Here is a 25,149-nt window from a genome sequence, read left to right as displayed (position 1 = left end):
CGCACACGCCGCTTCACGGCTACGCGGTCTTCAGGTAGTGGTCGAGCACCCGGACACCGAAGTGCAGGGCGTCCACGGGGACGCGTTCGTCGACGCCGTGGAACAGGGCCCCGTAGTCGAGGCCCGGGGGCAGCCGGAGCGGCGAGAAGCCGTAGCCGGTGATGCCGAGCCGGGAGAACTGCTTGGCGTCGGTGCCGCCGGACATGGTGAACGGCACGACGTGTCCGGCCGGGTCGAACCGCTCGACGGCGGCCCGCAGCTTGGCGAAGGTCGGCGAGTCGACGGGGGCCTCCAGTGCCACCTCGCGGTGGTGGAACTCCCACTCCACGTCCGGCCCGGTGAGCCGGTCCATGGTCGCGGCGAACTCCTCGTCGGTGCCCGGCAGCGTCCGTCCGTCGATGTAGGCGACGGCCTGCCCGGGGATGACGTTGACCTTGTAACCGGCGTCCAGGATCGTCGGGTTGGTGCTGTTGCGGACGGTCGGCTCGACGAGGGCCGCGGCCGGTCCGAGCTTGTCGAGGAGCAGGTCCACGTCGAGGTCGGGTGCGTGGGTGTCGATCTCGATGGCGTACAGCGCGGCCAGTTCGGTGAGGGCGGCGCGGACGGTCGCGGTGAGGCGGACCGGCCAGGTGTGGGAGCCGATGCGGGCGACGGCGTCGGCGAGACGGGTGACGGCGTTGGCCGTGTTCACCTTGGAGCCGTGGCCCGCCCGGCCGTGCGCGGTCAGCTTGAGCCAGGCGGTGCCCCGCTCCCCCGCGGCGATCGGGTAGATCGTGGTGCCGGGCTGGGGGTGGAAGCTGAACGCCCCGGACTCGCTGATGCCCTCGGTGCAGCCCTCGAAGAGCGCGGCGTGCCGGTCGGCGAGGAAGTCGGAGCCGTCCTCGGCGCTGGCCTCCTCGTCGGCCGTGTAGGCCAGGACGATGTCGCGGCGGGGCCGGACGCCCTGTCGTGCCCAGGAGCGGACGACGGCGAGGACCATCGCGTCCATGTTCTTCATGTCCACGGCGCCGCGTCCCCAGACGATCCCGTCGCGGACCTCCCCCGAGAAGGGGTGTGTGGTCCATTCGGCGGGGTCGGCGGGCACGACGTCCAGGTGGCCGTGGACGAGGAGCGCCTCGGCCGAGGGGTCGGTGCCGGGGATGCGCGCCACCACGTTGGTGCGGCCGGGGGTCCGCTCCAGGAGGGTGGGTTCGACGCCGGCGGCGGCGAGCCGCTCGGCGACGTACTCGGCGGCGGGCCGTTCGCGGCAGTCGCCGCCGCCCCGGTTGGTGGTGTCGATGCGGATGAGCTCCGAGGTGTAGGTGACCACCTCGTCGAGCGCCGTCGTGTCCGGGCCCCGGACCTCCTCAGCCATACTGCTCCTCCACCGCGGCCGAGACGATGGTCGTGACCGCCTTGAACGTACGAATTGCCTCGTACATCGTCTCGCTGGTGTACGCGACGCGCCGCTCGCCGCTCCGCGCCACGCCGGGAACCACCGTGGCGGCGGCCCCCAGGTGCTCGGCGTCGAACTCCAGCTCCACGGTGAAGGGGCCGCCCCGGACCGGTTCGTGACGGATGGCGAGCGCGGCGCCGGTCTTCGCCGCCGCCCGGATGTCGGCGGCGGTTCTGGCCGGGGTCCGGCACACCGCCGCGTACCGCGAGACGTGGTCCTTGACGGCGACCTTGGGTGCCTCCGGCGCGTACCCCAGGGCGTCCTCGCAGGTGAGGTCGTCGCCGGTGACGAGGACGACGGGGACCCCGTACTCCGCGACCACATGCGCGTTGAGCAGGCCCTCGCTCGCCCGCTCGCCGTTGAGCCAGACGCCCGTGATGGAGTTCGCGAGATAGGTGTGTGCGAGGACGCCCTCGGCGCCGGCGCCCGTGTGGTAGCCGACGAAGGCGATGCCGTCGACGTCCCCGTGCTGCACGCCCTCGACCATGGAGAGCGACTTGTGCTTCCCGGTGAGCATCTCGGCCCGCTCGTCGAGCCGCTCCAGGAGCAGGTTCCGCATGGACCAGTGCGCCTCGTTGATGAGGACCTCGTCGGCGCCGCCGTCGAAGAATCCGAGCACGGCGGCGTTCACGTCGGAGGTGAACATTCCGCGGCACCGCTCCCACTGGGGCGTGCCGGGCAGCACGTCGGCGGGCCAGGTCACACCGGTCGCGCCCTCCATGTCGGCACTGATGAGGATCTTCATGTCTGGCACCGTACGCGCCGCCCGGCGGCCTCACCACCCCTGTGGACAACCGCCGTTGGAGTGGACCACTGGCAGTCACCGGGACGGCCGTACGGGCTGCTGGGTGTCTTTTGGATCAGGCCCTAGGGGCGTCCCGCCAAGGACCTCGGGTCCTCTTCCGCCAGCCGGCGCAACGCCTCGGCCGCGCGGCGCTCCGGCGGGGTGCCGTCGTCGGGCAGCCGCCAGAGGAACTGGCGGGACTCTCCCTCTGCGGCGCTCCCGCCGGGACCGCCCAGGGGCGGCCCGGTGAAGGTGACCACGGTGGTGTCCGGTTCGCTGAAGTCCGAGCTGATCCAGCCCTGCCGGAGACCCCAGCGGGTGAGGAGGTCCGGTCGGTCGCGCAGCCCGGCGGTGATCAGCCGGGCGGTGCGGCGGGCCGGCCAGGTCCAGCCGTGGTCGTGCTCGACGCGCGCGATCTCGGCGTCGTAGGCGGCGGCGTCGAAGCGGTGCTCGGGGAGGTCCGTGGGCGCGGCCATGCCCGGCCTTCGCCAGTCGCTCCACACGACGTGCTCGCCCGCACGGCGCACGGTCACGTACAGCGCGCCGCAGCAGCCCTCGGTGCAGTACGCCTCGGCGAGCCGCACCTCCCGGGGCTCGGGACCCGCCCGCAGGGCGCCGCTGTCGAGAAGCCGCTCGGGGGACTCCCCCGGGCCCGGGCCGAAGGCCTCGGGCAGGAGGGGTCGCCCGTCGATGAGGATGCGGGTCTCGACGACGTCCGGGTCGCCGGGGTCCGCGACGGCCACCTCGATCCGGAACCGGGGCGGGTCCTGCGGAGCGGCTCGCAGCTGACGTGCCGTGCGGCGGATCCACGCGGCGCGCCGTCGCCCGTCCGGGTCGGCAGGGACTTTCCCCGGCCACGCCGCCGTGTCCAGGAGGGTGCGGTGGAGCGCCTCGCGCCGGCCGGGCGGCCAGGCCAGGACGTGTGAGGGGCCGCTGTGCAGGTCGAGGGCGAGGGTGAGCAGCCGGGCACGGTGCTCCACGTCGCGGGGCAGCCGGTGGGCGTGGGCGGCCACCGTCTCGTAGAGGTCGACGGCGTCCGCGTACCGCAGGACCTCGGCGTGGTAGTCGCGGCTGCTGGTCATCCGGCCGAGGAGGTGCACGGCCCGCCCGAGGAGGCCGGGGTGGTCCGGGTCCGCCCGGAGGAGTCCGGCGAGGCCGACGGCCTCCGCGACCCGCCGTGCGACCTCGGGCCCCAGCACACGCGCGTCCGCGGGAAGGTTCAGGAGCCGGTCGAGCGCGGCCGCCCGGTCTCCGGCGGCCAGGGTGTCGACGAGGCCGCGCAGTTCCTCTCCGTGGGTCCGGTGGATCAGCCAGATCAGGCCGGCGGCCTCGCGGTCCAGGGGTGCGAGGGCCCCGTCGACGGAGTGGCCGAGACCGTCGAGCAGGCCGAGGACGCGCAGGTACGGAACGTCCTCGGGTTCCGCGAGCCGGCTCAGGAGCCCGAGACCGGCGGAGACGCCCAGGACGGTCGTTCCGGTCCGGACGAGGTGCCGGGCGAACGATCGGGCGAGAGCGCGGGAGGCGGGTGCGTCGGGCGGTTCGATGGCCGCCGCCGTGTGGAAGACGGCCTGCCCGCGGACGACGCCCGTCGCGGCGAGCGCCCGTTCCGCCTCGGCGACGACCTCTGCGGGGTCGGGGGCGGGGGCGTCGAGGAACGGGAGCAGGACGTCGGTGACCGCCCTGCGGGCCTCGCGGTAGCTCAGACCGGGGCGCCTGCGGCCCTGGGACCGTGCCGTGTCGGGGACGGGGTGACCGCCCTGGGGCGGGGGCCTGTCGGGGTCGCTGTCGTGCAGGCCCTTGGCGTACGCGTACAGCGCGGGTGCGAGCGTCGGGCGCTCGTGCGGGGCGCTCAACGCGCGGTGTGGAGCTCGATTCGGTAGGTCATGGAGGCATCATGTCGTGGGCGTCGCTCGCACCGCCAGTGATTTACCGGAGCATGGAATCGGACGAATTATCGTCAACGGGTGCGTATAGGCTGTCGGCCGCAATCGTCCTCGCCGACCTTCCGGAGCGCTCTCGGTGACCATCGCCTTCTCCCCGTCCGAAACCTCGCCCGCCGAACCCGAGAGCGTCACGGCGATCTCCGAGCCGGAGTTCTGGGAGCCGTCGGCTCCCGAGCCCCGGGAGGCGACGCACGACGCGCCGGATGTCCAGGACGCAGCCGAGGACCACGACCCCGTCGTGGTCCGTGACGCCCAGGACTTCGGGGTGTACGCGCGCACGGGCGGCTGGGCCTTCGCCCTCAAGGTGGCGCGGAGTGTCCGGCCCGGCGGCCAGGCCGCCGAGGGGACGGCCCGGACCAAGGTCTCGGCGAAGGCCTTCGCGGAGCTCGCGGGGTGCTCCCCCGAGCGGGTGATGCGCTACTACAAGGCCTGGGACATGGCGGCCGACGACGGTCTGGTCCCGCAGTTCGAGGTGCTCGTCCCCGGTGAGGACATCGAGCTGCCCGACGCGGACGTCTGGCTCTCGTACTACACCTCGCGCAACAGCGCCTCGTCGGTGCGCGGGCAGGCGATCAGCGCGGCGGCCGAGGCGGAGGGCATCCGGCCGACGAAGGCCCTGGAGGTCGCCGAGAACCCGACGGCGCTGCGGGCCGCGATCCTCGCCGACCCCGGGACGGCGGAGGCCGCGCGCGGCGCGCTGCTCGACCGGATGAAGGAGGACCCGGCCCTGCAGACCGAGATGGCCCGCGCCATCGCGCGGACCGATGACCTGAAGAAGGCGGTGGCGAGCGAGGCGAAGGCGGCCGACCGCATCGGGTACGTGCGCCAGATCGTCGAGAACGGCCAGATCAGGACCCCCGCCGGGCAGACCGTGGACGCGCCGGCCGAGCTGCGGGCCGAGGCGGAGCGGCACCTGTCCCTCCTCGACGAGCTCGACGACTCCGAGGAGGCGGGCGAGTGGGCCGGTGAGGCGTACGACACGGTGAAGGGCCTGGTGGCGAAGGCGGTCGAGGAGGATCCCGCGCTGCGCGTCCAGGAGCGGCGGACGAAGTTCTACAACAGCCTGCAGAAGGCGACGAAGGTCTTCGAGGAGCTGACCCTGGACGAGGTGATGGAGGAGGACATCTACGAGGCGGACATGCTCCAGCGCCTCGAAGCCCTCCAGGAGGCGATCGGCACCTGCATCAGCGCCCTGCGCAAGGCGACCGCCTCCTGACGGGCCCTTGCCGCCTCAGTCCTGGTGGCCGAGCTGGAGGTCGCGCTCGGTGCGGCCCCCGCCGGCCATCTGGAGGACGGTCGCGACCGGTGGGTACCCGGCGGCGATGACCGTGTACTCGCCGGAGGACAGGTCCACGAACCGGAAGATGCCGTCGGGGCCGGTGGTGAGGGTGTCGACGACGTTGCCCGCGGCGTCGAGCAAGGTGACCCGGGCGTCCTCGACGGGGCGCCCGCCACCGGCCCGTACGGTACCGCGCAGCACGGCTCCGCCGGCCAGTTCGATGTCCTGGCGGGTCTCACGTGAGGCCTGGACGCTCACCGGGAGCGCGGCGGGACGGAAGGCGGGGGCGCTGGCGGCGAGCGTGTACTCGCCCGCGACCAGCTCGGTGATGACGTACCCGCCCTCGCGTCCGCTGCGGGTGGAGGCGACGACCTCCCCACGTACGTCGGTGAGGGTGACGGCCGCGTCCCGCACGGGCGTCCCGTCGGCCGTGACGACGCTGCCGGCCAGCCGACCGGCTCCGCCGAGGACGACGTCGAGGTCGATCGGCCGGTCGCCGACGGTGACCGAGACGGCCTGGGGCTGGTGCCCGCCGGCCGCCGCGATGAGGACGTACGCCCCGCCGCCGGGGACGCTCAGCGCGTACCGGCCGTCCTCGCCGCTGGCCCCGCGGCCCACCTGTCGGCCCTGGACGTCGATGAGGGTGAGGGCGGCGCGGGGGACCCGGCTGCCGTCGTGGTGCTGGACGGTGCCGCAGACCGGGACGCCGGAGTGTGGTGGGGCGGCGGGGGCCGGGGCCGGAGCGGCGTGCCGGGCGTGCGGGACGGCCTGGACGCCGCCGAAGTCGTCGGCCCCGGTGGCCTCGGTGGTGGGGCTGTGGTGGGACACCAGCGGTTTCTCCTTGAGGAAGAAGGCGAGGACGAGGCCGAGCACGAGGACCGGCACGAGGTAGAGGAAGATGCGTGGCATCGCGTCCGCGTACGCCTGGATGTAGGCGTCGCGCACGGCGGGCGGCAGGGTGTGCACCGTCTGCGGGGTGATCGACTCGGCCGGTGGCAGGGAGGTCGGGCCGCCGGTGAGGACGCCGGAGAGCCGGTCGGCGAGGGCGTCGTCGAGCCGGGAGGCGAAGAGGGTGCCGAAGACGGCGGCGCCGACGCTGCCGCCGATCTGCCGGAAGTAGTTGTGGGCGCTGGTGGCGGTGCCGAGGTCCGCGGGGCGTACGGAGTTCTGCACGGCGAGGATGAGGACCGGCATGACGAGGCCGATCCCGGTACCGAGGACGGCCTGCCAGAGGCTGTGCTGGAGGCGCGGGGTGTCGGTGTCCATCCGGGAGAGCAGCCACATGCCGAGCACGGAGACGGCCCCGCCCACGACCGGGTAGATCTTGTAGTGGCCGGTACGGCTGATGAGCTGGCCGGAGACGACGGAGGCGATGACGATGCCGCCCATCAGGGGCAGCATCAGGAGGCCGGACTCGGTGGCGGTGGCGCCCTCGACCATCTGCAGGAAGCTGGGGAGGTAGCTGGCGGCGCCGAAGAGCGCGATGCCGACGACGGCGCCGACGAGGGCGGTGACGGTGAAGACGGAGTCGCGGAAGAGCCGGAGCGGGATGAGGGGTTCGGGCGCGAGGTGTTCGACGACCAGGAAGAGCAGGGTCGTTCCGGCGGCGCCGCAGGCGAGGGCGAGGATGACCCGGGAGTCCCAGGCGTACTCGGTGCCGCCCCAGCTGGTCAGCAGGACGAGGCAGGTGGAGGCGGCGGCGAGGAGCAGCGCGCCGAGGACGTCGAAGCGCGCGCGGGCCGTGGGCTTGGGGAGTTTGAGGACGACGGCGACGACGGCGAGGGTGACGAGCCCGAAGGGGACGTTGAAGTAGAAGCACCAGCGCCAGGAGACGTGGTCCGTGAAGAAGCCGCCGAGCAGGGGTCCCGCGACGGAGGCGAGACCGAAGGCGGCGCCGATCAGGCCCATGTACCGGCCGCGTTCCCGGGCCGGGACGATGTCGGCGATGATCGCCTGGACGCCGATCATCAGGCCGCCGGCACCGACGCCCTGGATCGCGCGGAAGGCGATGAGCTCGTCCATGCTGCGGGACCAGCCCGCGAGGCCCGAGCCGATGACGAAGACGACGATGGCGAAGAGGAAGACGCTCTTGCGGCCGAGGAGGTCGCCGAGCTTTCCGTAGATCGGCAGGCCGATGGTGGAGGTCAGCAGGTAGGCGGTGATCGCCCAGGACATCCGGTCGAGGCCCTGGAGCTCGCCGACGATCTTCGGCAGGGCGGTGGCCACGATCATCTGCTCGAGCGCGGCGAGGAGCAGCGCGAGCATGAGGCCGCAGAAGACGAGCCGGACGCGGCGGGGGTCGAGTGCGGCCGGTCCCGGTCCGGAGGACGGCGCGAGGCCGGCGGGCGGGCCGCCCGCGGCGAGGGGTTCCGCTCCCCCCTCGGTGTCCGCGGCACCGGCGGTGCCCGCCGCACCGTCGGCGGCTTTCGCCATCGTGATCGCACCCACGTACTGCTCCCCTCGTCACGGCGTCTGCGCCGCGCCATTCTTCGCATTGGGCGCGAAGAGGGAGCAAGTCGGGCGGGACGGGAGGTCAGTGGCGTCCAAGGCGTCGAACGTCCCGGCGGTGCGGCGCACTTGGGTCGCTCATCAGCGCGTTTACGAGAGCGCCCGCGCCCCCGTCGCGCGCGGGCGCGAGTGACCGGGGGCACGGGCGATCCACTCGAATCGGTGAACGCTTCGGGCGTTACTTCTCGACCTCGTCCGCCAGCTTGGCGAGCAGCGCGTCGTAGATCCGGCCCAGGCCCTTGGGTGCGAAGGTCCGCTCGAAGAAGCCTCCGACACCGCCGGCGCCGTCCCAGACGGTGGTGACGACGGCACGGGACTTGCCCTCGCCCGCGGGGGTCACGGTCCAGGTGGTGACCATGGAGGAGTTGCGGTCCTTCTCGACGAGCTGCCCGTCGGTGGGCTCGGTGACCTCCAGGAGGCAGTCGCGGACGCGCTTGCTGGTGGCCTGGAGCTTCCAGTGGACGAGGGTGCCCTCGCCGTCACCGCCCTCGCGCACCTCGTACTCGCTGAAGTGCTCGGGGAGCACCTTCGCGCGCGTGCCGCTGTAGTCGGCCAGCGCGTCGAACACCGTCTCCGCGTCGGCGGCGATGATTCGTTCCGTCGTGGCCTCGACCTGCGCCATTGACTTCCTCCAGCTCGTGGTTCCTCAGGGGTGTGGGCCAAGAGAACCACGAGGGCTCCGGCGTGCGAAATCCGGGTTGCGACGATCAAGGGAACATGTGTTCTATTCTGGTCGAACGGCCGACGCGGAGTCGAAGCGGAGCCGAGGCAGAGCCATCGAGGAGGCGTCCATGCGCTGGGACAATCTGGGCGACACCCCTGCCGCTCCCGCGGACATCGCGCTGTTCGGCACGGACGCGGTCACCACCCGCACCTTCGACACCCCCGAGTTCCGGGGCATCACCTTCCACGAGGTCCGCGCCCGCTCGATCCTCAACCGGGTGCCGGGCGCCTCCCGCATGCCGTTCGAATGGACGGTCAACCCGTACCGGGGCTGCACGCACGCCTGTGTGTACTGCTTCGCCCGCAAGACCCACAGCTATCTCGACCTCGACACCGGGCTCGGGTTCGACTCCCAGATCGTCGTCAAGATCAACGCCCCCGAGGTGCTGGCCCGCCAGCTCGCCTCCCCCCGCTGGCAGGGCGCGCACGTCGCCATGGGCACCAACGTGGACTGCTACCAGCGGGCCGAAGGCCGCTACCGCCTGATGCCGGGCATCCTCACCGCCCTGCGGGACCACGCGAACCCGTTCTCGATCCTCACCAAGGGGACCCTGATCCTGCGCGATCTGGAGCTCCTGACCGAGGCGGCCCGCGTCACCGAGGTCGGCATCTCCGTCTCCGTCGGCTTCACCGACCAGGAGCTCTGGCGCACGGTCGAACCCGGCACCCCGTCCCCGCAGCGCCGTCTCGACGTGGTCCGCACGCTCGGCGAGCACGGCATCGACTGCGGGGTCCTGATGGCCCCCGTCGTCCCCTTCCTCGGCGACCGCCCCGAGCAGCTGCGGGACACGGTCCGGGCGATAGCCGAGGCCGGGGCGAGCTCGGTCACCCCGCTCGTGCTGCATCTGAGGCCGGGCGCCCGCGAGTGGTTCATGCAGTGGCTGCGGCGCCACCACCCCGGTCTGGTGCGGCGGTACGAGCGGATGTACGCGGACGGGGCCTACGCGCCGACCTGGTATCAGCGCCGGATCACCCGTCAGGTGCACGAACTCGCCGCCGAGTTCGGCATCGGACCCGCGCACCGGGGAGCCTCGCGCCGGACACCCGCACCGGAGGAACCGGAGGCGGAGGCGGCCCCCGAGCAGCTCACCCTCCTCTGACCACCGCCCCCACGACGTCTTCCGATCATCGGACCAGTCACCTGACACGCCGTCGGATTCCCCTCCGTTCGGGTCAACTCTCGGCGAAAAGGGTCCCGCCGAGGCCCGTTCGGGACACAAACGCCCTATGACCCCACGCGCAGGAATGCTGATCGCCGCAGGAGCGCTGGTCGCCGGGACGGTGACCGTCCTGCCCGCCGCCCCCGCGGGCGCCGGTGAACCGGCCCCCCGACCGCTCCCCCCGCTCGCCTGGACCGGCTGCGCCACGAAGGCGTACCCGAAGCTCCAGTGCGCCACCCTGAAGGTCCCCCTCAACCACGACGACCCGGCCGGCCGGACCGTCACGCTGGCCCTCACCCGGATCCAGCACACCGCCGAGAAGTTCCAGGGGCCGCTGCTCGTGAACCCGGGCGGGCCCGGTGGCAGCGGGCGCGGAATGGCCGGGTACGTCGCGGCCTCGCTGCCCCCGAAGGTGGCCGCCGAGTACGACGTCATCGGCTTCGACCCGCGCGGGGTCGGCAAGAGCGAGCCGGCGCTCGACTGCCGGCCCGGCCACTTCGATCCGGTCCGGCCGGACTCGGTGCCGAACGGCGCCGCGAGCGAGCGGGCCGCGGTCGAGCGCGCCCAGGCCTTCGCCGCGGCCTGCGGCAAGAAGTACGCGGACGTGCTGCCGTACATCGACACCGTGAGCACCGCGCGGGACCTGGACCTCATCCGCCGCGCCCTCGACGCGCCGAAGATCAACTACCTCGGCTACTCGTACGGGACCTATCTGGGCGCCGTGTACGCGCGGCTCCACCCCGACCGGGTGCGGCGCATGGCCCTGGACTCCGTCGTCAACCCGCTCGGCGTCTGGTACGAGGACAACATCGCGCAGGACTACGCCTTCGACACCCGCCACAAGGACTTCATGGCCTGGGTGGCCCGGCAGGACGCCGTGTACAAGCTGGGCACCGACCCGGCGGCTGTCGAGGCGGCCTGGTACCGGATGCGCGACGCGCTGCGCACCGCCCCGGCCGGCGGGAAGGTCGGTCCGGGCGAGCTGGAGGACACCTTCCTGCCCGGCGGGTACTACAACGGCTACTGGCCCCGCCTCGCGAGCGCGTTCTCCTCGTACGTCAACGACGCGGACGCGGTGCCGCTGACGGAGGCGTACGAGCGGTACGGGGAGGCCGACGCCGCCAGCGACAACGGCTACTCGGTCTACACCAGCGTGCAGTGCCGGGACGCGGCCTGGCCCCGCGACTGGAACGTCTGGCGCAAGGACAGCTGGGACGTGCACGCCAAGGCGCCCTTCTCCACCTGGAACAACGCCTGGTACAACGCGCCGTGCGCGTTCTGGCCGGTGGACTCGCTCACTCCGCCGGACGTCGCCAACGACCAGGTACCGCCCGTGCTGATCCTCCAGGCCACGGACGACGCGGCGACGCCGTACGAGGGCGGGGTCGCCCTGCACCGCCTGATGCGCGGCTCCAGCCTGGTGGTCGAGGAGGGCGGCGGGAACCACGGGGTGACGCTCGGCGGCAACGACTGCATGGACGGGCACCTCGCGGAGTACCTCGCCACGGGCAAGGTCCCGCGCGGCGAGGACGACGCGGAGGTCGACGCGGTCTGTGCCGCGCTCCCGGAGCCGGAGCCGGACCCCGTCGCCCCGGCCGGGGCCGGGACGGGGCAGAGGACGGGCAGGAAGGCAGAGCAGAACGCGGCGCGGACGGCGGGACAGGACCTGGCGGGGAAGGCGGGACAGGACCCGGCGCGGAAGGCCGTCGACCGCGCCGCCGCCCTGCGCGCCGAGGCCGCCGGCGGCACCCTGCACGGGCTCCTCGGTCACGAGCGCTGACCTCGCCGTACACCCGTCGGCAGTGCCCGCGCCCCTGGGGACGCGGGCACTGTCAGTGGCGTGCGCGAGGATGTCCGTCATGACGAGCCACCTCACCCACGTCCCGGCCCCCGACGGCGTCGCCGCCAGCCCCCAGTACAGCCACGTCGTATGGGGGACGGGCCGCTTCGTCGCCATATCCGGCCAGTGCGCGCTCGACGCGTCCGGCGGGGTGGTCGGGGAGGGCGACGCGGTGGCGCAGGCCCGGCAGGTCTTCGAGAACCTGGCACGTTGCCTCGCCGCGGCGGGCGCCGGTTTCGAGGACGTGGTGAAGCTGACGTACTTCGTCACGGACGTCGCCCATCTCCCGGCGGTGCGGGACGCGCGGGACGAGCACTTCGCGGGGAAGCCGCTGCCGGCGAGTTCGGCGGTGCAGGTGTCGGCGCTCGTCCGCCCCGAACTGCTCCTGGAGATCGAGGCGTTCGCCCTCGTGCCTGAGCGAAGGACGGAGCGGAGCCCGGAGCGTTCACCGGAGCCCGGTCCGGCCGACGGCGCCGGGGCGGGTCTGCGCCTGCTCCGTTGACCCGCCTGCCCGCTGCCTAGCCGGCGGCCGCGGCGAGCCGGGTCAGGGACCGCTCGGCCGCCGCGCCGAGCCGGGGGTGCGGGAGCGCCGCTTCCAGGACGGGACGCGCCCGCGGATCGCCGAGGGCCCCGAGTCCTTCGACGCAGGCGAGGCCGACCCGCCAGTGGGGGTCGTCGGCGGGAAGGCGCCGTTCGAGGACGGTGATCAGGGCCGGGACGGACTCGGGGGCGCGGAGGGCGGCGAGCAGCCGGACCGGCAGCAGGGCGTAGGCGGCGCGGAGTTCGTTGGTGGCGAGGGCGGCGGCGGCGCGGGCGGTGCGCGGGTCGGCGAGCCGGGTCAGGGCGTGGGCGGCGGTGACGCAGCGCTCGGGGTCGCGGTGGTTGAGGAGCAGGACGAGCGCCTCGAAGGCGCGCGGGTCGCCCGCGACGCCGAGCGTGTAGGCGGCGATCTCGCGGGCCCAGAGGGGTTGCGCGGGTGCGGTGAGGACGCTGTGCAGTTCCTCGGGGTCGGCGGTTCGCGCGAGCCGTTCGAATGCGGCGGGGACCTCTCCGGAGTCATTCTCGATCTCGTCCCGCAATCGATCGATCATCGAGCAGAATTCCGGATCCTCGGCGTATTCCATGAATCCGAGCCTATCCGCGATACAGATCACATCTTCCTCAACTTCCCGGGACTGGCGCGCTCGTTACCGGCCAGTTAGTCTCAGGTGAGCGGGGCACCCCCCGCACTTCCCACGACGGCCTGGTGACGCAGCCGTGGTGGGCGTACGTCGGTTCGGCAGTTCGACGTGGCTCCGGGACAGAGTCCGTCGCCCTTTCACCGGGCACCGCCCTGCTTTTCCAGGGTCTTCCCCGCGTGTTCTCCCGCTTCCCCCTTTCGCGCTTCTCTCCGCGCGAATTCAGCGGCACCACCCTCACGTACTGCCCTCAGTCGTCACTCTTCCTCTCTGGAGTCCCCTGATGGACACCCCTCTCTCCACCATCGCCGTCGTCGGTCTCGGCACCATGGGCACCGGTATCGCCGATGTCCTGGCCCGCGCCGGCCGCGAGGTCATCGGCATCGACATCAGCGACACCGCCGCCGCCCAGGCCGTCGCCGCCCTGGAGGCCTCCACCGCCCGAGCGGTGGCCCGCGAGCGGATCACCGAGGAGGAGCGGCAGGACGTCCTGGCCCGCTTCCGTACCTTCTCCGACCTCCAGGCGGCCGCCGACGCCGACCTCGTGATCGAGGTCGTGCCCGAGTCGTACGAGGCGAAGCAGGAGGTCTTCCGGGCCCTCGACGGCATCGTCCGGCCCGACGCCGTCCTGGCGACCGGTACCAACGCGCTCTCCGTGACCCGGCTCGCCGCCGACTCGGCGCACCCGGAGCGGGTCCTCGGTCTCCACTTCTTCACCCCGGTCCAGGCCATGAAGCTGGTCGAGGTCGTCTCCTCCGTGCTGACCGACCCGCGGGCCGTCGACGCCGTCACCCGGTTGGCCCATGACCTCGGCAAGGAGCCGGTGGCGGTCGGCGACCGGGCCGGTTTCATCGCGGACGGTCTGCTCTTCGGCTACCTGAACCAGGCCGCCGCCATGTACGAGGCCAAGTACGCCTCCCGTGAGGACATCGACGCGGCGATGAGGCTCGGCTGCGGGCTTCCGATGGGTCCGCTCGCGCTGCTCGACCTGATCGGCGTCGACACGGCCCGTACGGTCCTCGAGGCCATGTACGCGGACTCGCACGACCGGCTGCACGCCCCGGCCCCGATCCTCAAGCAGCTCAGCGAGGCCGGTCTGACCGGCCGCAAGACGGGCCGCGGCTTCTACACGTACGCGGAGCCGGGCTCCGGCGAGGTGGTGCGGGACGCGCTGACCCCGCTCGGCTCCGCGGAGGCCGCCGCCGGCCGCGAGGTCCGCTCGGTGGGCGTCGCCGGCTCGGGCACCATGGCCTCCGGCATCGCCGAGGTCTTCGCCAAGGCCGGGTACGAGGTCGTGCTCGCCGCCCGCTCCCAGGAGAAGGCCGACACCGCCAAGGCCCGTATCGCCAAGTCCCTTGCCCGTTCGGTCGACAAGGGCCGGATGACGGCCGAGGCGCGCGACACGACGCTGGCCCTGATCACCGCGGCGGGCACGCTCGACGCCTTCGCCGAGGTCGACCTGGCCGTCGAGGCGGTCGCCGAGGACCTGGAGATCAAGCAGGAGCTGTTCGCGCGGCTCGACAAGATCTGCAAGCCGGGCGCGGTGCTCGCCACCACGACCTCCTCGCTGCCGGTCGTGGCCTGCGCCCGCGCCACCTCGCGCCCGCAGGACGTCATCGGGATGCACTTCTTCAACCCGGCGCCCGCGATGAAGCTGGTCGAGATCGTCCGCACGGTCCTGACCGGCGACGACGTGCACGCGACCGTGCGCGAGGTCACCACGAAGATCCGCAAGCACCCGGTGGACTGCGGCGACCGGGCCGGTTTCATCGTGAACGCGCTGCTCTTCCCCTACCTGAACAACGCGATCAAGATGGTCCAGGAGCACTACGCGACCCTGGACGACATCGACGCGGCGATGAAGCTGGGCGGCGGGTACCCCATGGGCCCGTTCGAGCTGCTCGACGTGGTCGGTCTGGACGTCTCGCTCGCGATCGAGCAGGTGCTGCACCGCGAGTTCCGCGACCCGGGCCTCGCCCCCGCCCCGCTCCTCGAGCACCTGGTGGCCGCCGGCTGCCTGGGCCGCAAGACGGGGCGCGGCTTCCGCGAATATGCCCGACGCTGAGCCCGGAGCGGCCGGCTGGGGTGGTCTGCTGAGCTCCCCGGGCACCGTCGGTGTCCCGGGGGGTTCCCCGCCCCCACCTGGGCACACTGTCCCTCCGATGCAGTACGTTCGGACCATGCCCAAGGCCGCGAAGACACCCCGTGCCACCTTGCCGACCGACGCTCCGGAGAGCGCGGCCGGTACTCGCGCCGCCGCCCAGCGGCTCAAGATGCGCCGGGAGCTCGCCGCGGCCGCGATGGAGCTCTTCGCGACCAAGGGGTACGAGGCCACGACGGTCGACGAGATCGCGGCCACGGCCGGGGTCGCGCGGCGGACCTTCTTCCGGCACTTCCGCTCCAAGGAAGAGGCGATCTTCCCCGACCACGACGACACGCTGGTGCGGGCGGAGGCGGTGCTGAACGCGGCGCCGCCGCACGAGCACCCGCTCGACACGGTGTGCCGGGGCATCAAGGAAGTCATGAAGATGTACGCGGGGTCGCCCGCGGTCTCCGTGGAGCGGTACCGGCTCACCCGTGAGGTGCCGACGCTGCGGGAGCGGGAGATCGCCTCGGTGGCCCGCTACGAGCGTCTGTTCACCCGCTATCTCCTCGGGCACTTCGACGAGCGGGACCACCACGACGGAAACGACGACCCGCTGCTCGCGGAGGTGGCGGCGTCGGCGGTCGTCACGGCCCACAACCACGTCCTGCGCCGCTGGCTGCGGGCGGGCGGCCAGGGCGACGTGGAGACCCAGCTGGACCACGCCTTCGCGATCGTCCGGGAGACCTTCGGCTCGGGCATAGGCGCCCGGCCCGCCACCGCCTCGCAGCCGGCCGCCCCGGCCCCTCTCGCCATGGCCTCCACGGAGGGCGACGTGGTGGTCGCCGTGGCCCGTACGGACGCGCCCCTGGACGAGGTCATGCGCACGATTCAGCAGGCCCTGCGGAAGAGCTGACCGTCCGCCCACAATCCCTGCCCACGACGAAGGCCGCCCCCCTCACCGGGGGCGGCCTTCGTCCGTTTTCACCCCTCCTTCGATCGATCATCGCTCACATGTGACCGGCAGATTGCACATGAGTGAAATTGTTGGCACGCAGTGCCTTGTCACGTGACACGGCGTGCCATACGTTGAGGGTGTCCGGGCGGCCGGCGCGCAGAGGTCTCCTCGTGCGCCGGCTGTCCCCACAGGCGATCGTGAATGTGCGCCCGGACGCCTGCGTCACAGGCACCCGCCCCTCGGGGCACCACCGCGCTCACCAGGCGCAGCCGCTCCACCCGCCGAACCGACGGCACACCTCCACAGCAGCACCCAAGACGAGACCCTCAGCGCGTCCCCCTCGGACGCCGCACCGCCGGAGGCACACCCGTGAAGGACATCCTGGACGCGATCCAGTCGTCGGACTCCACGTCCGCCGACTTCGCGAACATCTCGCTCCCCGAGTCGTACCGGGCCGTCACCGTCCACAAGGACGAGACGGAGATGTTCGCCGGGCTCGCCAGCCGTGACAAGGACCCGCGCAAGTCGCTCCACCTCGACGACGTGCCGCTGCCCGAGCTCGGCCCGGGCGAGGCCCTGGTCGCCGTCATGGCCAGCTCCGTCAACTACAACTCGGTCTGGACCTCGATCTTCGAGCCGGTGTCGACCTTCGGCTTCCTGGAGCGCTACGGGCGGCTCAGCGACCTCAGCAAGCGCCACGACCTCCCGTACCACATCATCGGCTCCGACCTCGCGGGCGTCGTGCTGCGCACCGGCCCCGGCGTGAACTCGTGGAAGCCGGGCGACGAGGTCGTCGCGCACTGCCTCTCGGTCGAGCTGGAGTCCTCGGACGGCCACAACGACACGATGCTCGACCCCGAGCAGCGCATCTGGGGCTTCGAGACCAACTTCGGCGGCCTGGCCGAGATCGCCCTCGTCAAGTCGAACCAGCTGATGCCGAAGCCCGGCCACCTGAGCTGGGAGGAGGCGGCCTCCCCCGGTCTCGTCAACTCCACCGCGTACCGCCAGCTGGTCTCCCGCAACGGCGCCGGCATGAAGCAGGGCGACAACGTCCTGATCTGGGGCGCGAGCGGCGGACTCGGCTCGTACGCCACCCAGTTCGCGCTGGCCGGCGGCGCCAACCCGATCTGTGTCGTCTCCTCCCCCGAGAAGGCCGACATCTGCCGGGCGATGGGCGCGGACGCGGTCATCGACCGCAACGCCGAGGGCTACAAGTTCTGGAAGGACGAGCACACCCAGGACCCGAAGGAGTGGAAGCGCTTCGGCTCGAAGATCCGCGAGCTGACCGGCGGCGAGGACATCGACATCGTCTTCGAGCACCCCGGCCGCGAGACCTTCGGCGCCTCCGTGTACGTCACCCGCAAGGGCGGCACGATCACCACCTGCGCCTCGACCTCCGGCTACATGCACGAGTACGACAACCGCTACCTGTGGATGTCGCTGAAGCGGATCATCGGCTCGCACTTCGCGAACTACCGCGAGGCGTGGGAGGCCAACCGCCTCATCGCCAAGGGCAAGATCCACCCGACCCTGTCGAAGGTCTACTCCCTGGAGGAGACCGGCCAGGCCGCCTACGACGTGCACCGCAACCTGCACCAGGGCAAGGTCGGCGTCCTCGCCCTCGCGCCCCAGGAGGGCCTGGGTGTGCGCGACCCGGAGATGCGCGAGAAGCACATCGACGCCATCAACCGCTTCCGCAACATCTGAGCCCGGGACCATAGATGACTGAGCGCCAGAAGGACCGGCCGTGGCTCATGCGGACGTACGCCGGTCACTCGACCGCCGAGGCGTCCAACGAGCTGTACCGGCGCAACCTCGCCAAGGGTCAGACCGGACTCTCGGTCGCGTTCGACCTGCCGACGCAGACCGGGTACGACCCCGACCACATCCTCGCGCGCGGCGAGGTCGGCCGGGTCGGTGTCCCCGTCTCGCACCTCGGTGACATGCGGCGGCTGTTCCAGGACATCCCCCTGGACCAGATGAACACCTCGATGACCATCAACGCCACGGCGATGTGGCTCCTGGCGCTCTACCAGGTGGTCGCGGAGGAGCAGGGCGCGGACGTCACCCGGCTCCAGGGCACCACCCAGAACGACATCGTGAAGGAGTACCTGTCGCGCGGGACGCACGTCTTCCCGCCCGGCCCCTCCCTCCGCCTCACGACGGACATGATCACCTACACGGTGAACAGCATCCCGAAGTGGAACCCGATCAACATCTGCAGCTACCACCTGCAGGAGGCGGGGGCGACCCCGGTCCAGGAGATCTCGTACGCGATGTCCACCGCGATCGCGGTGCTCGACGCGGTACGGGACTCCGGGCAGGTCCCGGCGGACCGCTTCGGCGAGGTCGTCGCCCGTATCTCCTTCTTCGTGAACGCGGGCGTCCGCTTCATCGAGGAGATGTGCAAGATGCGCGCCTTCGGCCGCATCTGGGACAAGATCACCCGCGAGCGGTACGGCATCGAGAACGAGAAGCAGCGCCGGTTCCGCTACGGCGTGCAGGTCAACTCGCTCGGTCTGACCGAGGCCCAGCCGGAGAACAACGTCCAGCGGATCGTCCTGGAGATGCTGGCCGTCACCCTCTCCAAGGACGCCCGCGCGCGTGCCGTGCAGCTCCCCGCCTGGAACGAGGCGCTCGGTCTGCCCCGGCCCTGGGACCAGCAGTGGTCGCTCCGCATCCAGCAGGTCCTCGCCCACGAGTCCGACCTCCTGGAGTACGAGGACATCTTCGCCGGCTCGCACGTCATCGAGGCCAAGGTCGAGTCGCTCGTCGAGGAGTGCCTGGCCGAGATCGGGCGGATCCAGGAGATGGGCGGCGCGATGGCCGCCGTCGAGTCCGGCTACCTCAAGTCGCAGCTGGTCTCCTCGCACGCCGAGCGGCGCGCCCGGATCGAGGCGGGCGACGAGAAGATCATCGGCGTCAACATCTTCCAGGCGACCGAGGAGAACCCCCTCACCGCCGATCTGGACACCGCCATCATGACGGTGGACCCGGCGAACGAGGCGCGCGTCGTCGCCGCCCTCCACGAGTGGCGCGACAACCGCGACGAGACCCGCGCCCAGGAGTCCCTGGCGAAGCTGAAGGCGACGGCTGCCGGCGACGGCAACCTCTTCGCCGCCACCCTGGAGTGCGCGCGTGCGGGCGTCACGACCGGGGAGTGGTCCTGGGCGCTGCGGGACGTCTTCGGCGAGTTCCGCGCCCCCACGGGCGTGTCCTCCGCTCCGGTCGCCGTGACGGCGGAGGCGGGCACCCCGCTGGCTCTCGTACGGGAGAAGGTGGCGCGGACCGCCGAGGAGCTGGGCTGCGGGCGGCTGCGGCTGCTCGTCGGCAAGCCGGGGCTCGACGGACACTCCAACGGGGCCGAGCAGATCGCCGTACGCGCGCGTGACGCCGGTTTCGAGGTGGTCTACCAGGGCATCCGGCTGACCCCCGAGCAGATCGTGAACGCGGCCCTCGCCGAGGACGTGCACTGCGTCGGTCTCTCGATCCTCTCCGGCTCGCACGCCGAGCTGGTCCCGGACGTCCTCGACCGCCTCCGCGAGGCGGGCGCGACCGACGTTCCGGTCATCGTCGGCGGGATCATCCCCAACGCCGACGCCGCAGAACTGAAGCGGGCGGGTGTGGCCGCCGTCTTCACACCGAAGGACTTCGGTATCACGGAGATCATCGGCCGTATCGTCGACGAGATCCGGACAGCGAACAAGCTCGACCCCCTGGAGGTTCCCGCATGACCAGCCCCGTGAACCGGCTCCGCCCCCGCCGCTCCTGCCTGGCGGTACCCGGTTCCAACCCGCGCTTCCTCGAGAAGGCCCAGGGCCTCGCCGCCGACCAGGTCTTCCTCGACCTTGAGGACGCGTGCGCGCCGCTGGCCAAGCCCGAGGCCCGGCACACCATCGTGAAGTTCCTCAACGAGGGCGACTGGACCGGCAAGACCCGGGTCGTGCGGGTCAACGACTGGACGACCCACTGGACGTACCGTGACGTCGTCACGGTCGTCGAGGGCGCCGGCCAGAACCTCGACTGCATCATGCTGCCGAAGGTCCAGGACGCCCAGCAGATCGTGGCGCTCGACCTGCTGCTCACGCAGATCGAGAAGACGATGGGCTTCGAGGTCGGCAAGATCGGCATCGAGGCGCAGATCGAGAACGCCCAGGGCCTCAACAACGTCAACGCGATCGCGCAGGCCTCCCCGCGGGTCGAGACGATCATCTTCGGCCCGGCCGACTTCATGGCCTCCATCAACATGAAGTCGCTGGTCGTCGGCGAGCAGCCGCCCGGCTACGGCGCCGACGCGTACCACTACATCCTGATGGCCATCCTGATGGCCGCCCGCGCCAACAACCTCCAGGCGATCGACGGCCCCTACCTCCAGATCCGCAACCAGGAGGGCTACAAGGCGGTCGCTCAGCGCGCCGCCGCCCTCGGTTTCGACGGCAAGTGGGTGCTGCACCCGGACCAGGTCGCCGCCGCGAACGAGATCTTCTCGCCCTCGCAGGAGGACTTCGACCACGCCGAGCTGATCCTCGACGCGTACGACTACTACACGTCCGAGGCCGGCGGGAAGAAGGGCTCCGCGATGCTCGGCGACGAGATGATCGACGAGGCCTCCCGCAAGATGGCCCTGGTCATCTCCGGCAAGGGCCGCGCCGCCGGCATGCAGCGCACCAGCAAGTTCGAGATCCCGGAGGCCTGAGTCCCATGCAGTTCGGCCGTACCTACGAAGAGTTCGAGATCGGTGCCGTCTACAAGCACTGGCCCGGGAAGACGGTCACCGAGTACGACGACCACCTCTTCTGTCTGCTGACGATGAACCACCATCCGCTGCACATGGATGTGAACTACGCCGAGAACACGACGGACTTCGGCAAGAACGTCGTCGTCGGCAACTACATCTACTCGCTGCTGCTCGGCATGTCCGTGCCGGACGTCTCCGGCAAGGCCATCGCCAACCTGGAGATCGAGTCGCTGCGGCACGTGGCGCCGACCTTCCACGGCGACACGATCTACGGCGAGACCACGGTCCTCGACAAGACCCCGTCGAAGTCGAAGAACGACCGCGGCATCGTCTACGTCGAGACCAAGGGCTACAAGCAGGACGGCACCCTCGTGTGCGTCTTCCGCCGCAAGGTGATGGTCCCCACCGAGACGTACATCAAGGAGCGCGGCGGCGAGCAGCCCGGCCGCCCCCAGCTCAAGGAACAGGGGAAGTAGCCATGGCGCGTCTCGCCCAGACCCACGGTCTGACCGATGTCCAGCAGGAGATCCTCGCCACTGTCCGGGACTTCGTCGACAAGGAGATCATCCCGGTCGCGACGGAGCTGGAGCACCGCGACGAGTACCCGCAGCAGATCGTCGACGGGCTCAAGGAGCTCGGCGTCTTCGGTCTGATGATCCCCGAGGAGTACGGGGGTCTGGGTGAGTCGCTCCTCACCTACGCGCTGTGCGTGGAGGAGATCGCCCGCGGCTGGATGTCGGTCTCCGGCATCATCAACACGCACTTCATCGTGGCGTACATGCTGAAGCAGCACGGCACGCAGGAGCAGAAGGAGTACTTCCTTCCGCGGATGGCGGCCGGCGAGACGCGTGGCGCGTTCTCGATGTCGGAGCCGGCGCTCGGCTCGGACGTGTCGGCCATCACGTCGAAGGCGGTCAAGGACGGCGACGAGTACGTCCTCAACGGTCAGAAGATGTGGCTGACGAACGGCGGAACGTCAACGCTGGTCGCCGTTCTCGTCCGAAGTGACGAAGGACACCCGGAGGGCACCGCCCCCCACAAGTCGATGACGACCTTCCTCGTCGAGAAGGAGCCCGGCTTCGGAGAGGTCCGCCCCGGCCTCACCATCCCCGGGAAGATCGACAAGATGGGTTACAAGGGCGTCGACACGACCGAACTCATCATGGACGGACTGCGCATTCCGGCCAATCGGGTCCTCGGCGGCACCACCGGCCGAGGGTTTTACCAAATGATGGACGGCGTCGAGGTGGGCCGCGTCAACGTGGCGGCGCGTGGCTGTGGCGTCGCTCAGCGTGCCTTCGAGCTGGGCGTCTCGTATGCCCAGCAACGTCACACTTTCGGCAAGCCGATCGCCCAGCACCAGGCGATCCAGTTCAAGCTGGCCGAGATGGCTACCAAGGTCGAGGCCGCGCATGCCATGATGGTGAACGCAGCACGCAAAAAGGACTCCGGGGAACGAAACGACCTCGAAGCAGGGATGGCGAAGTACCTCGCCTCCGAATACTGCAAGGAAGTCGTGGAGGATGCCTTCCGTATCCACGGCGGGTACGGGTTCTCCAAGGAGTACGAGATCGAGCGCCTCTACCGTGAGGCTCCGATGCTGCTCATCGGTGAAGGTACCGCCGAGATCCAGAAAATGATCATTGGTCGCCGGCTCCTCGAGGAGTACCGTTTCCAGGGGTGATTGTCGGCTTTGAGTCGTTTCGGCCGCGAAGAAGATCACACCCTGTGTTCGTCTTCCGGCCGTCGACTCGGTTCCTGGCTTACCCAGTTGCGCCCCGCAACCGATAACATCGCGGGAAAGCCGCCGTCCCCCGTTGCCAGTGCGGCATCATCCGCTACGAAGGTCATCCATGCCCCACAGCCAAACCTCTGCACACCGCGACAGCCTCACGGGCGTACGCCTCGCGCGCGGAGCATCGCCGTGGCTTCTGCCGACCGTCGCCACCGCGGCGCTCAGTCTCGTGCGCGCGCGCAAGTCGAGGCGGGCCGCGGCCATCGCCGTGCCGACCACCGCTCTCGCGGCCGGCATGCTGTGGTTCTTCCGCGATCCCGAGCGTGAGATCGCTCAGGGCCGGGTCATCTCCCCCGCCGACGGTGTGGTGCAGAGCATCATGCCGTGGAAGGACGGACGCACCCGGGTCGCCATCTTCATGAGCCCGCTGAACGTCCACGTCAACCGGGCGCCGCTGGCCGGCACCGTGACGTCCGTGGAGCACATCCCCGGCGGGTTCGTCCCGGCGTTCAACAAGGAGAGCGAGAACAACGAGCGCGTTGTCTGGCACTTCGACACCGAGCTCGGCGACATCGAGATGGTGCAGATCGCGGGTGCCGTCGCCCGGCGCATCGTGCCGTACATCCCGCAGGGGACGAAGGTCGAGCAGGGTGACCGCATCGGTCTGATCCGCTTCGGTTCACGCGTCGACATCTACCTCCCCGAGGGTGTCGAGGTCGACGTCGAGGTCGGTCAGGTCACCACAGCGGGGGTGACTCGCATTGACCGTGATTGATCCCGACACACGGGCCGCCGACTGGGTCGCCGGCACCGATGCGGACGCGGCCGACGAGGCCGAGGAGATGCCGTTGTCGCTGAGGCTGTCCATAGCGGACGCCCTCACGCTCGGTAACGCCACCTGTGGATTCATGGCGGTGTACTTCACCACCACCGGAATCCTCATCCCGCACCTCACGGGCAGCGCCGAGACCGGCATGGCGCGCAACAGCGCCGCCACCGCCGTGATCCTCATGCTCGCCGCGGCGATCTTCGACCTCTTCGACGGCATCGTGGCGCGCAAGCTGCGCTCGTCCCCGATGGGCGCCGAGCTCGACAACCTGTCGGACCTGATCAGCTTCGGTCTGGCCCCGGCCTACTTCGTACTTGTGTACGGGATGGTCGCGGTCCCGGACGGCGCGCAGCAGAAGGTCTCGGCGGTGGCCGCGGTCGCGGTGCTGCTCGCGGTGGTGCTGCGGCTCGCGAGATTCTCCTGCGTGACCATGAAGGACGGCATGTTCCAGGGCATGCCGAGCCCCTTCGGCGCGCTGACGGTCGTCTCGATCGTGCTCCTCGAGCTGCCGTTCGTCCCGACGCTGCTCGCGATCATCGGTGTCGCCTGGCTGATGGTGAGCCGGGTCGAGTACCCGAAGCCGCGGGGCATCCTCGCGGTGGCGATGCTCAGCTGGATCGTCGGAGCGATGGGCATGCTGGCGGCCTGGGCGTTCGACGCCCCGGGCGGCGCGTTCCTGCTCCAGGCCGGCTGCGCGCTGCAGGTCGTGATGGGCGCCGTGATCCCCCTCTTCGCGACGGCCCGTCGGGTGAACACCTTCCGCGGCAACCGGCGTGAGAGCCGGGAGGCGCGGGCGGCCCAGCTGCCGTAGCGGACGCTGTACGAGAAGGGCCCCGGAGGCGAGACGCCTCCGGGGCCCTTCCGCGTGCCCTGGGGCCTGTCTAGCCGAGGCGCTTGTAGTAGAGCGTGGTGGGGCGCGGGACGCCCGCCGGGTCGGCGGCGAAGTCGGGGATCGTTCCGGCGGCCGTCCAGCCCGCTCCCCGGTAGAGGCGCTCGGCCGGGCTGTCGGTCTGGGTGTCCAGGACGAGCAGGCTGAGACCGGTGGCGGCGGCGTGGGCCTCGGCCGCCGCGAGCAGGCGGTACCCGAGGCCCCTGCCCCGGGCGTCGCGACGCACCAGGAGCCGGGCGATCTCGCCGCGGTGCCGGCCGTTGGCGGTGGAGCCGCGTACGAGGGTGACGACGCCCGTCAGACGCCCGTCGGGGGCGTGCGCCGCCCAGACGTCCCGGGCGCCCTCCGCGGTCTCCGTGGCGACGCGGGTCCACCAGGCGGCCGCCTCGGCGGTCTCCAGGGGCGCCAGGAAGCCGACGGAGGCGCCGCCCTCGACGGCGTCGACGAGGAGCGCGGCGAGACCGGCGGGGGCGTGGGCCCGTACCTCCTCGGCGGTGAGGCGTTCGACGCGGTCGGCCGTCCCGAGGGGCTTCTGCAGACAGAGCAGGTCCGGGCGGTCGTCCCAGGAGGCGACGGTCTCGAAGCCGAGGCCCCGGTAGAGGGCCAGCGGCTCCTCCCGCCCGTTCCAGACCGTGAGGCGTACGGCGGAGGCGCCGGCGGCGGCCGCCCGGCGCAGGGCCTCGGTCATGAGGGCCTTCGCGATCCCCTTGCGGCGGGCCTCGGGGGCCACCCAGAGCCGCTTGATCTCGGGCGCCCGGCCCTCCTGCGGGGCCTTGAGGACGACGCAGCCGGCCGGGAGGTCTCCGCCGGGCGGGGTGGCGAGCAGGACCGTGTCGGCGACGAAGGCGGCGGCCGGGTCCTCGGTCTCGGCGCGGTATGCGGCCGGGAGCCCGGCTGCCGTCGCCACGGGCGTCCCCTTCCCCGCCTGGTTGATCAGGTGGTAGGCCGCAAGGAGCTCAGGAAGGCGCGGGTGGGAGCGGTTCTCCTCGATCATCACGTTCATGGGCCGAGCTTCACACCGTGTTGTTTCACGTGTGTGAAGCCCGGCCCGGGTCCAGCGGGGTCGA

At 71.3% G+C, this 25,149-nt stretch carries 19 protein-coding genes and 1 pseudogene; 13 read left to right on the top strand and 7 right to left on the bottom strand.

Annotated features, from left to right (window positions below; genetic code table 11):
- Positions 1-19: 19 nt before the first annotated feature.
- The 3 genes from ACFVYX_RS04060 to ACFVYX_RS04050 form a co-directional block, all read right to left on the bottom strand.
- Complete coding sequence (locus tag ACFVYX_RS04060; RefSeq protein ID WP_389679729.1) at positions 20-1,354, bottom strand: M20/M25/M40 family metallo-hydrolase; 1,335 nt, start codon at positions 1,352-1,354, stop codon at positions 20-22.
- A complete protein-coding gene (locus ACFVYX_RS04055; protein WP_389679728.1) occupies positions 1,347-2,180 on the bottom strand; it encodes a M55 family metallopeptidase in 834 nt (277 codons plus the stop codon). Before ACFVYX_RS04055 ends, ACFVYX_RS04060 begins: the two co-directional genes overlap by 8 nt.
- Positions 2,181-2,302: 122 nt before the next feature.
- Complete coding sequence (locus ACFVYX_RS04050) at positions 2,303-4,072, bottom strand: hypothetical protein (protein ID WP_389679727.1); 1,770 nt, start codon at positions 4,070-4,072, stop codon at positions 2,303-2,305.
- Between the two features lie 166 nt (positions 4,073-4,238).
- Here ACFVYX_RS04050 and ACFVYX_RS04045 point away from each other — a divergent pair, with 166 nt between their 5' ends.
- Complete coding sequence (locus ACFVYX_RS04045) at positions 4,239-5,378, top strand: hypothetical protein (protein WP_389679726.1); 1,140 nt, start codon at positions 4,239-4,241, stop codon at positions 5,376-5,378.
- Between the two features lie 15 nt (positions 5,379-5,393).
- Here the strand turns inward: ACFVYX_RS04045 and ACFVYX_RS04040 are convergent, their stop codons facing one another.
- A complete protein-coding gene (locus ACFVYX_RS04040; protein ID WP_389680038.1) occupies positions 5,394-7,874 on the bottom strand; it encodes an MFS transporter in 2,481 nt (826 codons plus the stop codon).
- Between the two features lie 253 nt (positions 7,875-8,127).
- Positions 8,128-8,571, bottom strand: coding sequence for an SRPBCC family protein (locus tag ACFVYX_RS04035; RefSeq protein ID WP_365780064.1), 444 nt, complete (start codon positions 8,569-8,571; stop codon positions 8,128-8,130).
- A gap of 169 nt (positions 8,572-8,740) precedes the next feature.
- On the opposite strand from ACFVYX_RS04035, the gene ACFVYX_RS04030 reads away from it, so the two are divergent.
- The 3 genes and pseudogenes from ACFVYX_RS04030 to ACFVYX_RS04020 form a co-directional block, all read left to right on the top strand.
- Positions 8,741-9,772, top strand: a complete 1,032-nt coding sequence (locus ACFVYX_RS04030) for an Rv2578c family radical SAM protein (protein ID WP_389679725.1) — start codon at positions 8,741-8,743, stop codon at positions 9,770-9,772.
- A gap of 127 nt (positions 9,773-9,899) precedes the next feature.
- Positions 9,900-11,612, top strand: coding sequence for an alpha/beta hydrolase (locus ACFVYX_RS04025; protein ID WP_389679724.1), 1,713 nt, complete (start codon positions 9,900-9,902; stop codon positions 11,610-11,612).
- Between the two features lie 79 nt (positions 11,613-11,691).
- Positions 11,692-12,090, top strand: a pseudogene (locus ACFVYX_RS04020) (RidA family protein); the annotation flags it as partial.
- A 100-nt stretch (positions 12,091-12,190) separates the two neighbouring features.
- Here ACFVYX_RS04020 and ACFVYX_RS04015 read toward each other — a convergent pair.
- Complete coding sequence (locus ACFVYX_RS04015; RefSeq protein ID WP_389679723.1) at positions 12,191-12,796, bottom strand: HEAT repeat domain-containing protein; 606 nt, start codon at positions 12,794-12,796, stop codon at positions 12,191-12,193.
- Between the two features lie 337 nt (positions 12,797-13,133).
- Between ACFVYX_RS04015 and ACFVYX_RS04010 the strand changes: the two genes are divergently transcribed.
- The 9 genes from ACFVYX_RS04010 to pssA all read left to right on the top strand — a co-directional run bounded on the left by ACFVYX_RS04010 (position 13,134) and on the right by pssA (position 24,004).
- Positions 13,134-14,915 (top strand): 3-hydroxyacyl-CoA dehydrogenase family protein, encoded by a 1,782-nt coding sequence (locus ACFVYX_RS04010; protein ID WP_389679722.1) that lies wholly within the window; start codon positions 13,134-13,136, stop codon positions 14,913-14,915.
- Between the two features lie 97 nt (positions 14,916-15,012).
- Positions 15,013-15,849 (top strand): TetR family transcriptional regulator, encoded by an 837-nt coding sequence (locus ACFVYX_RS04005; RefSeq protein ID WP_389679720.1) that lies wholly within the window; start codon positions 15,013-15,015, stop codon positions 15,847-15,849.
- 411 nt (positions 15,850-16,260) lie between these two features.
- The gene (ccrA, locus tag ACFVYX_RS04000; protein WP_389679719.1) at positions 16,261-17,598 is read left to right on the top strand and encodes a crotonyl-CoA carboxylase/reductase; all 1,338 of its coding nucleotides are present in this window, start codon (positions 16,261-16,263) and stop codon (positions 17,596-17,598) included.
- Between the two features lie 14 nt (positions 17,599-17,612).
- Complete coding sequence (locus ACFVYX_RS03995; RefSeq protein ID WP_389679718.1) at positions 17,613-19,625, top strand: protein meaA; 2,013 nt, start codon at positions 17,613-17,615, stop codon at positions 19,623-19,625.
- Positions 19,622-20,587 carry an HpcH/HpaI aldolase/citrate lyase family protein gene (locus ACFVYX_RS03990; protein WP_389679717.1) on the top strand — a complete coding sequence of 322 codons (966 nt, stop codon included), beginning with the start codon at positions 19,622-19,624 and terminating at the stop codon, positions 20,585-20,587. Before ACFVYX_RS03995 ends, ACFVYX_RS03990 begins: the two co-directional genes overlap by 4 nt.
- A 5-nt stretch (positions 20,588-20,592) precedes the next feature.
- On the top strand, positions 20,593-21,105 hold the full coding sequence (locus tag ACFVYX_RS03985) for a MaoC family dehydratase (protein WP_056562929.1): 513 nt from the start codon (positions 20,593-20,595) through the stop codon (positions 21,103-21,105).
- Positions 21,106-21,107: 2 nt separating this feature from the next.
- On the top strand, positions 21,108-22,313 hold the full coding sequence (locus tag ACFVYX_RS03980) for an acyl-CoA dehydrogenase family protein (RefSeq protein ID WP_356889543.1): 1,206 nt from the start codon (positions 21,108-21,110) through the stop codon (positions 22,311-22,313).
- Between the two features lie 169 nt (positions 22,314-22,482).
- Positions 22,483-23,139, top strand: a complete 657-nt coding sequence (locus tag ACFVYX_RS03975) for a phosphatidylserine decarboxylase (RefSeq protein WP_389679716.1) — start codon at positions 22,483-22,485, stop codon at positions 23,137-23,139.
- Positions 23,132-24,004 (top strand): CDP-diacylglycerol--serine O-phosphatidyltransferase, encoded by an 873-nt coding sequence (gene pssA / locus ACFVYX_RS03970; RefSeq protein ID WP_389680037.1) that lies wholly within the window; start codon positions 23,132-23,134, stop codon positions 24,002-24,004. Before ACFVYX_RS03975 ends, pssA begins: the two co-directional genes overlap by 8 nt.
- 70 nt (positions 24,005-24,074) lie before the next feature.
- On the opposite strand, the gene ACFVYX_RS03965 is transcribed toward pssA, so the two are convergent.
- On the bottom strand, positions 24,075-25,085 hold the full coding sequence (locus ACFVYX_RS03965; RefSeq protein ID WP_389679715.1) for a GNAT family N-acetyltransferase: 1,011 nt from the start codon (positions 25,083-25,085) through the stop codon (positions 24,075-24,077).
- Positions 25,086-25,149 lie beyond the last annotated feature (64 nt).

It is taken from the genome of Streptomyces sp. NPDC058326 (assembly GCF_042879855.1).
Taxonomy (GTDB): domain Bacteria; phylum Actinomycetota; class Actinomycetes; order Streptomycetales; family Streptomycetaceae; genus Streptomyces.
Note: the sequence above shows the minus strand (reverse complement) of the source record. Positions and strands in the feature narration are given on the sequence as shown.

Bases quoted from the DNA above. Each gene is read 5' to 3' on its own strand.
- ACFVYX_RS04030 (WP_389679725.1), top strand. From the start codon at position 8,741: ATGCGCTGGGACAATCTGGGCGACACCCCTGCCGCTCCCGCGGACATC.
- ACFVYX_RS04040 (WP_389680038.1), bottom strand. From the start codon at position 7,874: ATGGCGAAAGCCGCCGACGGTGCGGCGGGCACCGCCGGTGCCGCGGAC.
- ACFVYX_RS04060 (WP_389679729.1), bottom strand. From the start codon at position 1,354: ATGGCTGAGGAGGTCCGGGGCCCGGACACGACGGCGCTCGACGAGGTG.
- ACFVYX_RS03995 (WP_389679718.1), top strand. From the start codon at position 17,613: ATGACTGAGCGCCAGAAGGACCGGCCGTGGCTCATGCGGACGTACGCC.
- ACFVYX_RS04005 (WP_389679720.1), top strand. From the start codon at position 15,013: ATGCAGTACGTTCGGACCATGCCCAAGGCCGCGAAGACACCCCGTGCC.
- ACFVYX_RS04010 (WP_389679722.1), top strand. From the start codon at position 13,134: ATGGACACCCCTCTCTCCACCATCGCCGTCGTCGGTCTCGGCACCATG.
- ACFVYX_RS04025 (WP_389679724.1), top strand. From the start codon at position 9,900: ATGACCCCACGCGCAGGAATGCTGATCGCCGCAGGAGCGCTGGTCGCC.
- ACFVYX_RS03975 (WP_389679716.1), top strand. From the start codon at position 22,483: ATGCCCCACAGCCAAACCTCTGCACACCGCGACAGCCTCACGGGCGTA.
- ACFVYX_RS04015 (WP_389679723.1), bottom strand. From the start codon at position 12,796: ATGGAATACGCCGAGGATCCGGAATTCTGCTCGATGATCGATCGATTG.
- ACFVYX_RS03980 (WP_356889543.1), top strand. From the start codon at position 21,108: ATGGCGCGTCTCGCCCAGACCCACGGTCTGACCGATGTCCAGCAGGAG.
- ACFVYX_RS03985 (WP_056562929.1), top strand. From the start codon at position 20,593: ATGCAGTTCGGCCGTACCTACGAAGAGTTCGAGATCGGTGCCGTCTAC.
- ACFVYX_RS03990 (WP_389679717.1), top strand. From the start codon at position 19,622: ATGACCAGCCCCGTGAACCGGCTCCGCCCCCGCCGCTCCTGCCTGGCG.
- ACFVYX_RS03965 (WP_389679715.1), bottom strand. From the start codon at position 25,085: ATGAACGTGATGATCGAGGAGAACCGCTCCCACCCGCGCCTTCCTGAG.
- ACFVYX_RS04035 (WP_365780064.1), bottom strand. From the start codon at position 8,571: ATGGCGCAGGTCGAGGCCACGACGGAACGAATCATCGCCGCCGACGCG.
- ACFVYX_RS04055 (WP_389679728.1), bottom strand. From the start codon at position 2,180: ATGAAGATCCTCATCAGTGCCGACATGGAGGGCGCGACCGGTGTGACC.